Source organism: Bradyrhizobium pachyrhizi, from assembly GCF_001189245.1.
Lineage (GTDB): Bacteria > Pseudomonadota > Alphaproteobacteria > Rhizobiales > Xanthobacteraceae > Bradyrhizobium > Bradyrhizobium pachyrhizi.
On sequence record NZ_LFIQ01000116.1, the window covers coordinates 138,545 to 151,062 of the forward strand.

Annotated in this window: 11 protein-coding genes and 1 pseudogene; 6 read left to right on the forward strand and 6 right to left on the reverse strand. The window is 65.7% G+C overall.

The window, feature by feature from the left end:
• Window positions 1–126 precede the first annotated feature (126 nt).
• Window positions 127–2,454: a xanthine dehydrogenase family protein molybdopterin-binding subunit gene (locus AKL29_RS31625; RefSeq protein ID WP_050386865.1), complete on the forward strand. Its 2,328-nt coding sequence runs from the start codon at window positions 127–129 to the stop codon at window positions 2,452–2,454.
• A 100-nt stretch (window positions 2,455–2,554) separates the two neighbouring features.
• Here AKL29_RS31625 and AKL29_RS31630 read toward each other — a convergent pair whose 3' ends face one another.
• Genes AKL29_RS31630 through AKL29_RS31640 form a run of 3 tightly spaced genes read right to left on the reverse strand, consistent with a single transcriptional unit; the run spans window position 2,555 to window position 5,773 of the window.
• Entirely contained in the window at window positions 2,555–3,751 is a 1,197-nt protein-coding gene (locus AKL29_RS31630; RefSeq protein ID WP_050386866.1) for an acyl-CoA dehydrogenase family protein, read from the reverse strand.
• A 13-nt stretch (window positions 3,752–3,764) separates the two neighbouring features.
• Window positions 3,765–4,910, reverse strand: a complete 1,146-nt coding sequence (locus tag AKL29_RS31635) for an acyl-CoA dehydrogenase family protein (protein WP_050386867.1) — start codon at window positions 4,908–4,910, stop codon at window positions 3,765–3,767.
• A gap of 8 nt (window positions 4,911–4,918) precedes the next feature.
• Complete coding sequence (locus AKL29_RS31640; protein WP_082190771.1) at window positions 4,919–5,773, reverse strand: enoyl-CoA hydratase; 855 nt, start codon at window positions 5,771–5,773, stop codon at window positions 4,919–4,921.
• Window positions 5,774–5,933: 160 nt separating this feature from the next.
• Between AKL29_RS31640 and AKL29_RS31645 the strand changes: the two genes are divergently transcribed.
• Genes AKL29_RS31645 through AKL29_RS31655 form a run of 3 tightly spaced genes read left to right on the forward strand, consistent with a single transcriptional unit; the run spans window position 5,934 to window position 7,966 of the window.
• Window positions 5,934–6,551, forward strand: a complete 618-nt coding sequence (locus AKL29_RS31645; protein ID WP_028334935.1) for a LemA family protein — start codon at window positions 5,934–5,936, stop codon at window positions 6,549–6,551.
• A gap of 21 nt (window positions 6,552–6,572) precedes the next feature.
• Window positions 6,573–7,469: a TPM domain-containing protein gene (locus AKL29_RS31650; RefSeq protein ID WP_050386868.1), complete on the forward strand. Its 897-nt coding sequence runs from the start codon at window positions 6,573–6,575 to the stop codon at window positions 7,467–7,469.
• 2 nt (window positions 7,470–7,471) lie between these two features.
• Window positions 7,472–7,966, forward strand: a complete 495-nt coding sequence (locus AKL29_RS31655) for a TPM domain-containing protein (RefSeq protein WP_050386869.1) — start codon at window positions 7,472–7,474, stop codon at window positions 7,964–7,966.
• Between the two features lie 208 nt (window positions 7,967–8,174).
• On the opposite strand, the gene AKL29_RS31660 is transcribed toward AKL29_RS31655, so the two are convergent.
• From AKL29_RS31660 to AKL29_RS31670, 3 genes are all read right to left on the reverse strand, one after another.
• The gene (locus AKL29_RS31660) at window positions 8,175–8,789 is read right to left on the reverse strand and encodes a glutathione S-transferase family protein (protein ID WP_028334938.1); all 615 of its coding nucleotides are present in this window, start codon (window positions 8,787–8,789) and stop codon (window positions 8,175–8,177) included.
• Window positions 8,790–9,018: 229 nt separating this feature from the next.
• Window positions 9,019–9,828 (reverse strand): MBL fold metallo-hydrolase, encoded by an 810-nt coding sequence (locus AKL29_RS31665; protein WP_050386870.1) that lies wholly within the window; start codon window positions 9,826–9,828, stop codon window positions 9,019–9,021.
• Window positions 9,825–10,199: a Crp/Fnr family transcriptional regulator gene (locus AKL29_RS31670; protein WP_018273297.1), complete on the reverse strand. Its 375-nt coding sequence runs from the start codon at window positions 10,197–10,199 to the stop codon at window positions 9,825–9,827. Before AKL29_RS31670 ends, AKL29_RS31665 begins: the two co-directional genes overlap by 4 nt.
• A 204-nt stretch (window positions 10,200–10,403) precedes the next feature.
• On the opposite strand from AKL29_RS31670, the gene AKL29_RS31675 reads away from it, so the two are divergent.
• A complete protein-coding gene (locus tag AKL29_RS31675) occupies window positions 10,404–11,477 on the forward strand; it encodes a hypothetical protein (protein ID WP_050386871.1) in 1,074 nt (357 codons plus the stop codon).
• A gap of 91 nt (window positions 11,478–11,568) precedes the next feature.
• A pseudogene (locus AKL29_RS45890) lies at window positions 11,569–12,518 on the forward strand (hypothetical protein); the annotation flags it as partial.

Sequence of the window (12,518 nt, forward strand, 5' to 3'; positions counted from 1 at the left end):
GTGCTTCCACGCGCCGCGCGACGAGATGCCTGTCCTTCGGCCGGCGTGTGGTTGTCAGGCCGCCAAAATCCGCTAAAACCCCCGCCAAATTCTCTGGAAATTCTTGGAAGCTCGAAGGACCCTCTGATGAACATTCTTCCCGGCAATATGCGTTTTGGTGCGGGCCAGCCAGTCAAGCGTCTTGAAGACCAGCGGCTGGTCACCGGGAAGGGGCATTTCATCGACGACAAGCCGCAGGACGGTGCGCTCTGGCTGCACGTGCTGCGCTCGCCGCATGCCCACGCCAACATCAAGTCGATAAACGCCAAGGCGGCACTGGAGATGCCGGGCGTCAAGGCGGTCTATACCGGCGCCGACCTCGTCAAGGACGATATCGGCACGCTGCCGACGCTTGCGATCTTCAAGCGGCCCGACGGCTCGCCGATGACCGTGCCGCCACGACGCCTGCTGGCGCATGAGGTGGTGCGTTACGCGGGCGAGGGCGTCGCGGCCGTGGTCGCGACCTCGCGCGTGCTGGCGCAGACCGCGGCCGAGGCGATCGAGATCGATTACGAGGTGCTGCCCTCGGTGGTCGATCCGGTCGAGGCGATCAAGCCGGGCGCGCCGGCGGTCTGGCCGGAGGCACCCGACAACATCGTGGCCGCGATGAGCTATGGCGATGCCGCCAAGGTCGAGGAAGCCTTCGCCAACGCCGCGCACAAGGTGTCGCTCGACCTGGTCAGCCAGCGCCTGGTGCCGTCGGCGATGGAGCCGCGCTCGACCATTGCCGAGATCGAGAAGAAGACCGGCCGGCTGATCCTCCACGTGCAGTCGCAGACCCCGGGCTCGACCCGCGACCTGCTGGCGGAATCGATCCTGAAGCGACCGAAGGACAGCGTACGCGTGCTGGTCGGCGACATCGGCGGCGGCTTCGGCCAGAAGACCAGCCTGTATCCGGAGGACGGCATCGTCGCCTATGCCGCGACCAAGCTGAACGAGAAGATCCGCTGGCGCGGCGACCGCACCGACGAGTTCGTCGGCGGCACCCATGGCCGCGACCTGACCTCGACCGGCGAGTTCGCGCTCGACGCCAAGGGCCGCGTGCTGGCCTATCGGGTGCGCTCGATCGGCGGCACCGGGGCCTATTCGTCGGGCACCGCCAACATCATCCCGCTGGTGCTCGGACCGTTCGTGCAGACCGGCGTCTACGACCTGCCGCTGGTGCATTTCGAGGTGAAGTCGGTGATGACCCACACCGCGCCGGTCGGCGCCTATCGCGGCGCCGGCAGGCCCGAGGCGGTGTTCATCGTCGAGCGGCTGTTCGATGCCGCCGCGCGCCAGATCGGCATGGACCCGCGCACCATCCGCAAGGTCAACTACATCAAGCCGGCGCAGCTGCCCTACACCAACGCGGTCGGGCAGGTGTACGATTCCGGTGCCTTCGCGCACATGCTGGAGCGCGCGTCTGATTTGGCCGACTGGAACGGCTTTGCCGCGCGCAAGAAGGCGGCGAAGAAGAAGGGCCTGCTCTACGGCCGCGGCCTGACCAGCTATATCGAATGGACCGGCGGCCGCGCCCACACCGAGAACGTCTCGCTGCATGCGACCGCGGAAGGCCGCGTCATCCTGCATTCCGGCACGATGGCGATGGGGCAGGGCCTCGCCACCACCTACACCCAGATGATCGCTGATACGCTCGGCATCGCCATGGACAAGATCGACGTGATTCAGGGCGACACCGACCTCGCCACCGGCTTCGGCAGCGTCGGCTCGCGTTCGCTGTTCGTCGGCGGCACCGCGGTTGCGGTCTCCTCGAACGACATGATCAACAAGGCGCGCGACAAGGCCTCCAATTTGCTGGAAGCCTCCGTCGAGGACATCGAGTATCGCGACGGCTTCCTCACCGTGGTCGGCACCGACAGGCGCATCAGCCTGTTCGAGATCGCGGCGAAGGAAAACGGCGCAAAGCTCTCGGTCGAGAGCGAGGGCAATGTCGACGGGCCGAGCTGGCCGAACGGCACCCATATCTGCGAGGTCGAGATCGATCCGCAGACCGGCGTCACGCGGGTGGTGCGCTACACCACGGTCGATGACGTCGGCGTCGCGGTCAATCCGATGCTGGTGACGGGACAGGTGCATGGCGGCGTTGTCCAGGGCATCGGCCAGGCGTTGTACGAAGGCGTGGCCTACAGCGAGGAAGGCCAGCTGCTGACCGCGAGCTATCAGGACTATTGCATCCCGCGCGCGGACGACATTCCGCCGATCACGGTGACGCTCGATGGCTCCGCGCCGTGCAAGACCAATCCGCTGGGTGCCAAGGGCTGCGGCGAGTCCGGCGCGATCGGCGGGCCGCCCTGCATCACCAACGGCGTGATGGATGCGCTGAGCGAGGTCGGGATCAAGCAGCTGAACACGCCGCTGACGCCGTCGAAGATCTGGCAGGCGATCCAGAACGCGAAGGCGGGGGCTGCTTAGCCGCCATTCCGGGGCGCGCGCTAGCGCGAACCCGGAATCTCGCGCCACAACATCGAGGTTCCGGGTTCATCGCTCTGCGATGCCCCGGAACGATGGTGCCCTACAGTCCCAGCACCATCTTCGCGATGATGTCGCGCTGGATCTCGGACGATCCGCCGAAGATCGTATAGGCACGGCCGTTGAGATATTCCGGCACCACCGGCAGCAGCTCCTCCGGAATCGCCGGCTCGTGGTTGAGCCGGTAGAACGGCCGCGCCGGCTCGACGGCAAGGCCGTCCTGGCCGATCACGTCGACGCCAAGCCGCGTCACCGCCTGGCGGATCTCGCTGACCCGGAGCTTGATCAGCGACGACACCGCGCCGGGATTCTGCCCGGTCTGCAGCGCCGACAGCACCCTGAGCTCGGTCATCTCGAGCGCGTCGATATCGACCTCGACCTCCGACATCCGGATCGCGATGTCGGGATCCTCGATGGCGCGGCCGGTGACCTCGGAGTCAGCGAGATCGGTGATCGTCTTCAGCGCCTCGCGCAGCTTGGCCGACGCGATGCCGGAGCCGCGCTCGAATTCGAGCAGATATTTGCCGTAGGTCCAGCCCTTGCCTTCCTCGCCGACGCGGTTGGCGACGGGCACGCGGACGTCGTCGAAGAATACCTGGTTGACCTCGTGGTCGCCGCCGATGGTCAGGATCGGGCGGGTGGTGATCCCCGGCGTCTTCATGTCGATCAGGATGAAGCTGATGCCGTCCTGCTGCCGCTCGCCGTCATTGGTTCGCACCAGCGCGAACATGCGGTTGGCGTGATGGGCGTGCGTGGTCCAGATCTTGGTGCCGTTGATGACGTAGTCGTCGCCGTCGCGCACCGCGCGCGTCTTCAGCGAGGCGAGGTCGGAGCCCGAGCCCGGCTCGGAATAGCCCTGGCACCAGTAATCCTCGCCGGAGAGAATCCGCGGGAGGTAAAAGTTCTGCTGCTCGGGCGAGCCGAACCCGATGATGACGGGGCCGACCATCTTGACGCCCATCACGTTGACATTGGGCACGCCGGCGCGGGCGCATTCGGCCTCGAAGATCCAGCGCTGTGCCGGCGTCCAGTCCGGTCCGCCATGTTCCACCGGCCAGCCCGGCGCGCCCCAGCCCTTCTTGTGCAGCGCGCGCTGCCACGCCATGCCGATGTCGGGATCGGAGAACACCGACGGCGTCAGCGCGGTGGCGCGCTTCATCTCCGGCGTCAGGCTCCCGGCAATGAAATCGCGGACTTCCTGCTCGAAAGCGCGTTCCTCGGCGCTGAAGGTGAGATCCATGGTGCGCTCTCCGTTAGGCGTGCGCGCGGCCGCTCAGCGCGGCGTGGCGGCGATAATGATGGGCGCTGTTGCCGAACAGCGTATCGAAGGCGAGCAGCCGCTTGAAATACGCGCCGATGTCGAGCTCCTCGGTGACGCCCATCGCGCCGTGCAGCTGCACCGCCTGCTCGGCGACGAAGCGCGCGCATTTGCCGATCTTCGCCTTGGCGCCGGACGCCGCACGGCTGCGGGCCACAGGCTCGGCATTGGCCATCAGCGCGGCGCGCAACGCCATCGAGCGCGCCTCGTCGACCTGCATCGCCATGTCCGCGAGGCGATGGCGGATCACCTGGTTGGCCGATAGCGGCCGGCCGAACTGCTTGCGGATCTTGGTGTATTCGAGCGTAGTGTCGAGCAGCGTCTGCATGATGCCGACCGCCTCGGCGCCGAGCGCGGCCATCGCGCGGTCGACCACGGTTTCGATCGCGGGCAGCGTATCGCTGCCGTCGCCGAGCAGCGCATCGGCGGGCAATTGCACATCCTTCAGATCGAGATTGCAGCCGCGCCCGCCGCCGAGCCGCGCGTAGTCGCGCAGAGTGAGCCCGGGCGTCCCCGCCGGCACCAGGAACAGGCCAAGCTTGCCGGACGCACCATTGGCGTTGGCGATACGGGCCGAGACGATGATCTGGTCGGCTGCCGCGCCGTCGAGTACGGCGATCTTGCTGCCGTTCAGACGCCAACCATCGGCCGTCTTGCCGGCCGTCGTGTCGACATGAGCGAGATCGAAGCGCGCGGCGCGCTCGGAATGCGCGAAGGCGAGCGTAAGCTTGCCCTCGGCAACATCAGGCAGGATCGCCTGCTTCTGCGCCTCGGAGCCGCGTTCGGCGACCAGCGCGGCGCCGATCACGACCGTGGAGAGGAACGGCTCGGACACCAGCCCGCGGCCGAACGCTTCCATCAACAGTCCGATCTCGATCGCGCCGCCGCCGAGCCCGCTATGGGCTTCGCTGATCGGCAGCGCCAGCCAGCCGAGCTCGGCGAACTGTTTCCAGATCGCGGGCGAATAGCCCAGCGGATCGTTCGCCGCTTTTTTGCGATGCTCGGGGCTGAAGGTTTCCGCCACGAAGCGGTCGGCACTTTCGCGCAGCAGGCGCTGCTCGTCGCTGAGGGTGAGGTCCATCTGGCTTGCTACACGTTGGCGGTTTTCTTGACGGAGGGATGCAGACCCGCGGGGTCCACCACCATGCCGAATTCCTGAAGGTTGTGGGCGTGGCAGAGCTGATGCAGCGCGAAGGCCTGATCGATCGCGGCAGGCTGCCCCATGATGTCGATCGAGCGGTTCACCGCCTCCTTGGAAAGCTTCAGCGCAAAGGCGGGCTTTGCGGCGATCCGCCGCGCCAGCGCCAGCGTGAACGACGAGAGATCGCCGCGTCGCACCACGTGATTGACCATGCCGAGGCGATGCGCCTCGTCGGCACTCCAGACGTCGGCGGTGAACAGCATCTCCTTGGCCTTGCGCGCGCCGAGCTCCCAGGGATGCACGAACCACTCGACGCCGCAGACGCCCATCGTCACCACGGGGTCGCAGAACTCGGCATCGTTGCTGGCAACGATCAGGTCGCAGGCCCAGGCCAGCATCAACCCGCCGGCAATGCACTTGCCGTGCACCTCGGCGATCGTCGGCTTTGCCAGATTGCGCCAGCGCCTTGTGATCTGCAGGTAGATCTCCTGCTCGCGCGCGAAGCGGCCATGGGCGTTCGGCTCGGCGAAGCCGCCCCAATTTCCGACTGGCGGGAAATCAGCGCCGGCCTGGTTCTTGGCCCCTGGCCTGAGATCGTGACCCGCCGAGAAATGTGGGCCGTTGCCGGCGAGGATGATGACCTTGACCGCGTCGTCCTGCACCGCCCGGTCGAAGGCGGCGTTGAGGTCGTAGGTCATCTGCAGGTTCTGGGCGTTGCGGGCCTCGGGGCGGTTCATCACGATCCGCGCGATCGCGGGCTCGGGCCGTTCGACAACAATCGTCTCGAATTGTTCAGACGCCAATGGATCCTCCCGCGATCGATTTTTTCGCCATGATGAACGGCGCGGGCAGGGATAGGCAAGCGTCATCATCCGCAAAAGGAGCCGCGAAATCCGCCGCACGGGATTATCCGGCGAAAATCTGTTAAGCTGATGCGGAATCCACCCGGGGAGGACCATCTTCATGCGCAAGCTTTGGACCGTGCTCGCAGCGCTGGCGACATTGAGCCTGACCAACTGCGGCTACAACGCGATCCAGACCAGTGACGAGCAGGTCAAGTCGAGCTGGTCGGAGGTGGTGAACCAGTACCAGCGACGCGCCGATCTCGTGCCCAACCTGGTCAACTCCGTAAAGGGCTTTGCGCAGCAGGAGAAGGACGTGCTGCTCGGCGTCACCAACGCGCGCGCCAAGGTCGGCAGCATCCAGGCAACGCCCGAGGTGCTCAACGACCCGGCCGCGTTCCAGAAGTTCACGCAGGCGCAGGGTGAACTGACCAGCGCGCTGTCGCGGCTCCTGGTCGTCACCGAGAACTATCCGCAGCTGAAATCGGACGCGCTGTTCCGCGACCTGATGGCGCAGCTCGAGGGCACCGAGAACCGCATCACCGTGGCGCGCAATCGCTACATCAAGGCAGTGCAGGACTACAACGTCGGCATCCGCACCTTCCCGAACAATCTGACCGCGATGGCGTTCGGCTACAAGGAGAAGCCCAACTTCACGGTCGACAATGAAAAGGAAATATCGACCGCGCCGAAGGTCGATTTCAATAATCCGTCACCGGCCCCCGCGCCGTCGAAATAGCGCCGGCGTGCGCGCATCGCGATGACCGCCGCACGCGTCATCCTGCTCGCCTTCCTGCTGGGCTTCGTGTGCCCGGCGTGGGCCGAAGTCGCGGTGCCTCCGCTCACCCGCCGCGTCGTCGACCAGACCGGGACGCTGTCCGCCGGCGATGTCGCGACGCTCACCGGCCGGCTGAAGGATCTGGAAGCTCGCAAGGGCAGCCAGATCGCGGTCCTGATCGTGCCGACCACGGGCGAGGAAACCATCGAGCAATTCTCGATCCGCGTGGCCGAGGCCTGGAAGATCGGGCGCAAGAAGGTCGACGACGGTGCGCTCCTGGTCGTCGCCAAGAACGACCGGCATTTGCGCATCGAGGTCGGCTACGGCCTCGAAGGCGTGCTGAGCGATGCCGTCACCCACCGCATCATCGACGAAGATATCACTCCGAAATTCAAGGCCGGCGATTTCGCCGGCGGCATCTCGGCCGGCGTCGACCGGATGATCCGCCTGATCAATGGCGAGCAATTGCCGGCGCCGGAGCCCGAGCATTGGCAAGGGCCGAACCTGGTCGACTTCGCCAATCCGGTGACGATCTTTATCGTCATCATCGTGGCCGGCGTGTTGCGTGGGATACTGGGACGGTTGTTGGGCTCGGTCGCGACCGGCGGTGTTGTCGGCGTCTTCACCTGGATGGTGGCCGGCTCGCTCGCCACGGCGCTGGTGGTCGGCCTGTTCGCCGCCGTCGCGGCGCTGATCTTCGGCGGATTGAACTTCGGCGGTCCGGCGGCAGGCTCGGGACCGTACCGGCGCGGCGGCGGTTATTCCGGCGGCTGGTCCGGCGACGGGGGCTGGAGCAGCGGATCGAGCTCGAGCGATAGCGGCGGTTTCAGCGGCGGAGGCGGCAGCTTCGGCGGCGGCGGCGCCTCGGGGAGCTGGTAGGCATGGGCATCAAGCGCATCGGCAAGCATCTGATCGAACACCGCTGGCGGGTGCGGCGTGATTTTCCGCCGCGCGTGCTCGACGCCATCGAGCGGGCGATCAAGGCCGGCGAGGCCACTCATTCCGGCCAGATCCGTTTCGTCGTCGAGGGCGCGCTCGACGGTGTGCCGCTGTTCCGCAATCAGCCTGCACGGGAGCGTGCGCTCGACGTGTTCTCGCATTTGCGGATCTGGGACACCGATCACAACAATGGCGTTCTGATCTATCTGTTGCTCGCCGACCGCGACGTCGAGATCGTCGCCGACCGCGGCATCGACGCGAAGGTCGGCCATGCCGGCTGGGAGGCGATCTGCCGCACGATGGAAACGGATTTCCGTTCCGGCCGCTTCGAGCAGGGCGTGATCAAGGGGATCGAGGCGGTGTCGCGGGAGCTGGCAAGGCATTTCCCGCCTCCGGCCGGCCCGAACGAGCTGCCAGATAAGCCGGTGGTGATTTGAGGAGCTGGGTGTGCTCAGTGTCTTCTCACCCTCCCCTGGAGGGGGAGGGTCGCTGTGCATGCAGCGAAGCGGAATGCGCAGCGGGGTGGGGTGATCTCTCCACTCGGACGCCGCCCGTAACGAGAGACCTTCACCCCACCTCGGTTCGCATTGCGCTATTGCTTCATGCGAACCGATCCTCCCCCTCCAGGGGAGGATAAGGGAGAGCCTACGCCTTCACCGATGGCCGCGCGCCGACGCGGTTGAACCAGGCAACGATGTTGGCGTTCGACTGGTCCAGCGGCTGGCCGACCTGATTGCCGAAATCGAGCCAGCAATAGAGCAGCATGTCGGCGAGCGTGAAGCGCTTGCCGCAGATGTATTCGCGGCCGTCGGCCATCTGGTCGTTCAGCCACTTGATGCGGTTGGCGGCGATCATCTTCAGGCCGGGCGAGGCTTCGGGCGCGACGGGAATGCGTTTCTCGAAGAATTTCAGCGCTTCACCGAAGCGGTAGCCGTTGGCGAGCGGCTCGGCGATGTTGAGATCGACGCGGCGGGTCCACATCCGGCATTCCGCGCGCTCTTCCGGCGTGGTGCCGATCATCGCGGGCGAGGGGTGCTTCTCCTCGAGATATTCGCAGATCGCCGTGATCTCGGAGAGGTAGTTGCCGCAGTCGAGCTCGAGCGCCGGCATCTGGCCGTGCGGATTGCGCTTCAGGTGTTCCGTCTCGCGGTTCTCGCCCTTGCGCAGGTCGACGGTCTGCTTGGGTATCTCGATGCCCTTCTCCGCCATGAACATGCGCACGATGCGCGGATTGGGTCCGATCGAGTCGTAAAGCTTCATGATCCTCGCTCCCTGTTTCCTAGGCGTTGTTATTGCAGCTGTTGAACAGGCCGCGTGCGGATTTGTCAAATGTGAAGGTGTTCAGCCCTCAAAACGTCATTGCGAGGAGCGTTTGCGAGGAAGCGATCCATCCTTCCAGCTATGCAGAGCCATGGATTGCTTCGCGGAGCCTGTCATCGGGCGCGCGTTCGCGCGACCCGTTGGCTCCCAATGACGAAGGAGGCGAAGCTCAATCGTCGAGCTTGTTGAGGTCGCGCACCGACTGCATGATCGGCTCGAAATTCGAGCGCGCATCGAGTGCATCGAACAGTTGCGCGGTGTCCTCGAGCAGGCCGTGCGAGCGCTGCAGCGCGATCCGGACATCGTCCTGCGGCGTGTCGGATAGCCGGCCATGACCCGACAGCAGGATCTTCGAGTTGAGGCCCTTCAGCCGCTCCAGCGACTGGATGTAGTCGGCGATCGAGCCGGAGCCGAACACACCGCCCATCACGCCGCCGGGCATCAGCGTGTCGGCGGCGAACAGCAGGCCCTTGTCTTGGTCGAACAGCGTGATGCAGGCCGAGGTGTGGCCGGGCGTGTACATCACATTGAGGCGGAAATTGCCGAGGTCGATCAGGTTGCCTTCCTCGAGCCAGATGTCGATATCGATCGGCACGTTCGGCTCGTTGAACATCTTGCGCAGCATCGAGAAATCGTCGCGCAGCATGATCTTGTTGGCGGCGAGCCGGTGCGCGGCGATATAGGCGCTGCCGTGGAAATGATAGGCGGCGCCGATGTGGTCGAGATGCTCATGGCTCAGCACCACCATGTCGATCATCTCGGGCGTCACCCCGAGATGGTTGAGACAGGCGACGAGCGACGGATAATTGCTCGACAGTCCGACGTCGATCATGACTGTCCGCTTGCTGCCGCGCACCAGATAGGCGTTCGCCGCACGGTTCTTGAAGCGGATCTGATAGACGTCGTCGGCGGCCTGGATCAGCGTTGCGACCTCGGCGTCGAACAGCGTCTTGAACGGGCTTGGCTTGCGGTCGCTCATGGGGTTGCCGCCGTCCGGTAAGTAACCGCGTTGGATGCGCGCAGGCGCTTCGAGAGCGCATCCATCACCATCAGCGCAAACGCCGGCTGCTGGCTGACCAGATAGACGAAGCGGGCGTGGTTGATCCGCATCACCCGCGTTGCGGGCGCGGAGGCGATCGCGGTCGCCGAGCGCGCCGAGCCGTCGATGACGGCCATCTCGCCGAAGAACTCGCCCTTGCCGAGGCTGACGATAACAGTCTTGTTTCCGCGATCGATCTTGGCGATGTCGACCTTGCCGTCGAGCACGACAAACAGCTCGCGGCCGGTCGAGCCTTCCTCAAAGATGACGTCATCGACACCAAATTCCTTGATGCATTTCTCGATCGTCATGGTGCTCTCCTGCCTTCTGGCTGGAAGATGACGGTATGTTAATCGGGAAAGCGCCGCGCGCAAACGGAAGCGACGCAGATTGCCGCAGGGCAGCATCGCCCAAATCCGGCCCGGAAAACTCCCTAAAATTTAGGTAATGGCGGAGCGGGGTAACCATTTCGCAAGCAATAAAAGTTACCGAATTGTCAACCTAGCCTGGAGACTTTGAACGTGAGTGAGCAGCAGAGCGAGCCGGTCAGCGGTCAAACCGGCGCCGAAGTGGCGGCGAAGAGCGAGCCCGTGATGGCCGCGGCCGGCGTCGAAGCTCCCCGGCTTGCGCCCGAGCAGGAAGAGACGTCGCCAAAGGCGGACGTGCCCCGGATGGACGCGCCGAAGGCCGAAGCCCCCAAGGTTGAGCCGTCCCGGCTGGATCCTGTGATCGAGGCCAAGATCGATGCCAAGATCGACGCCAAGATCGAGCCGACCAATATGGACGTGCCTGAGGTCGAGACCGGCAAGCGGGAAGAGCCGCATTTTCCGGGCAAGCTGATGATCATGGCGCCGGGTGACCGCACCTGGGACCATGAGGCGACGGCATCCAGGCCGGGTGCCGAACAGGCGGCCAAGGCGGCGGGCAAGCCGGCCGGCACGCGCCGGATCGGCGCGATGGCCGCGGTGATCGCGCTGGCGACCGTGGCCGGCGCCATCGGCGGTGCGCTCGCGACCGCGGGGCTCGGCCATCTTGCCGCCCCCGCCGCTGCTTCCGTCAGGGATGTAGCTGCCAAGGACGCCGCCGCCAACAAGGAGGCGGCCGATGCAGCGCTCGCCCGGATCGAATCCGAGGTCGCCGCGCTGAAGGCCAGCGTCGAGCAGACCGCCAAGGCCGGCCAGGCCCAGTTCAGCAAGGCCAGCGACCGGATCGAGAAGGTCGAGAAGGCCCAGGCCGAGCCGATGGCCAAGCTCAACAAGCTCAGCGAGGCGGTCGACAAGCTCCGCGCCACGCCGCAGACGACCGTCGCCGCGGCGACGCCCGCCCGTGAGGTCACGGGCTCGATCACCCCGGCGACTGCCGCGGCGGCGCCGGCCGCCCCCAGGCCCGAGGTCGGCCGCCTGCCGGTGGTCGACGGCTGGTCGCTGCGCGACGTCGGCAATGGCGGCGCGCTGATCGAAGGCCGCGGCGGCATCTACGAGGTTTACGCCGGCGACCCCGTCCCGGGTCTCGGCCGCGTCGATGCCATCCGCAAGCAGGACGGCCGTTGGGTGGTCGTTACCAGCAAGGGCCTGATCGTCTCGCGCTGATCGGCGAAACACGACCATACCAAGGCGCTTCACCGCGATGTGAAGCGCCTTTTTTCTTGAATAGGGTTTGCCGCGCGGTGTTAGTGGGGGCATGAGCCGTGCGCTGAAATGCCTTCTGGTGATGTCCGTTCTGCTCTGCGGCGCCGTGCCGGCACGTGCCGCCGAGGATCGCGCGCTCGAGCGCGGCGCGGCGGTCATCGATCCCGCCATCCTGCGCGAGCTCGATCACGGCCGCTTCAGCCTCGGCCGGATGCTCGCGCCGGAGCGTTCCGCCGACACGCCGCTGTCCAACCGCGATCTGTTCGGGCTCGCTGCAATGGCGCCGGTGCGCGAGGCGCTCGATCGAGAGCTCGATCGTTACGTCGCAAAGCATAAGGCAAGCCTGCCGAATGAGAGCATTGGCGTCGGCGACGGCTTTGCGTTTCAGCTGTTCGATCGCGCGCTGCTTGAATCCCCCGACGTCCGCTTCGTTCTCGCAGGCATCGTCAACCGCATGGACCGCGCCTATGTGGCGCCGAAAGACTGCGGCGAGATCCGGTTGATCTATCGGCTGACCCGCACCGATGTGCCGCCGATCGGCGAGAACGCGGTGTCGCAGCGGCTGCCGATGACACTGAACCTCGTGCTGAAGGCGAGGGGTGACGGCAGTGACGCATCGCTCGGCTGCCGCGAAATCGCGCGGCGCTGGCTCGCGACCGGCAGTGCACCGCCGGTGATGGAGAAACTGCTCGGCAAGGATGGTCCGCTCGACCTGATCGATGCGCGCAACATCGATCGCATCGAGACCAATCTGCAGATCGCGCACGCGCCGAAATCCGCGGTGCGCGATTTCCGCACCGACTATCTGCTCAAAGTGTTCGATTATGACGGCGGGGCAAAGCGGCTTGCCGAAGCGCCGCTGGAGAACCAGATCGATCGCGACCGCATTTTGGCGGACGGAACACTGAGGCGCGACTTCAAGGCGTGGCTGCTCGATCCCAAGCATTTTGCCGAGCTCGATCGCGGCACCTTGCTGATCCCCGATCGCTTCCTCGCGACCGC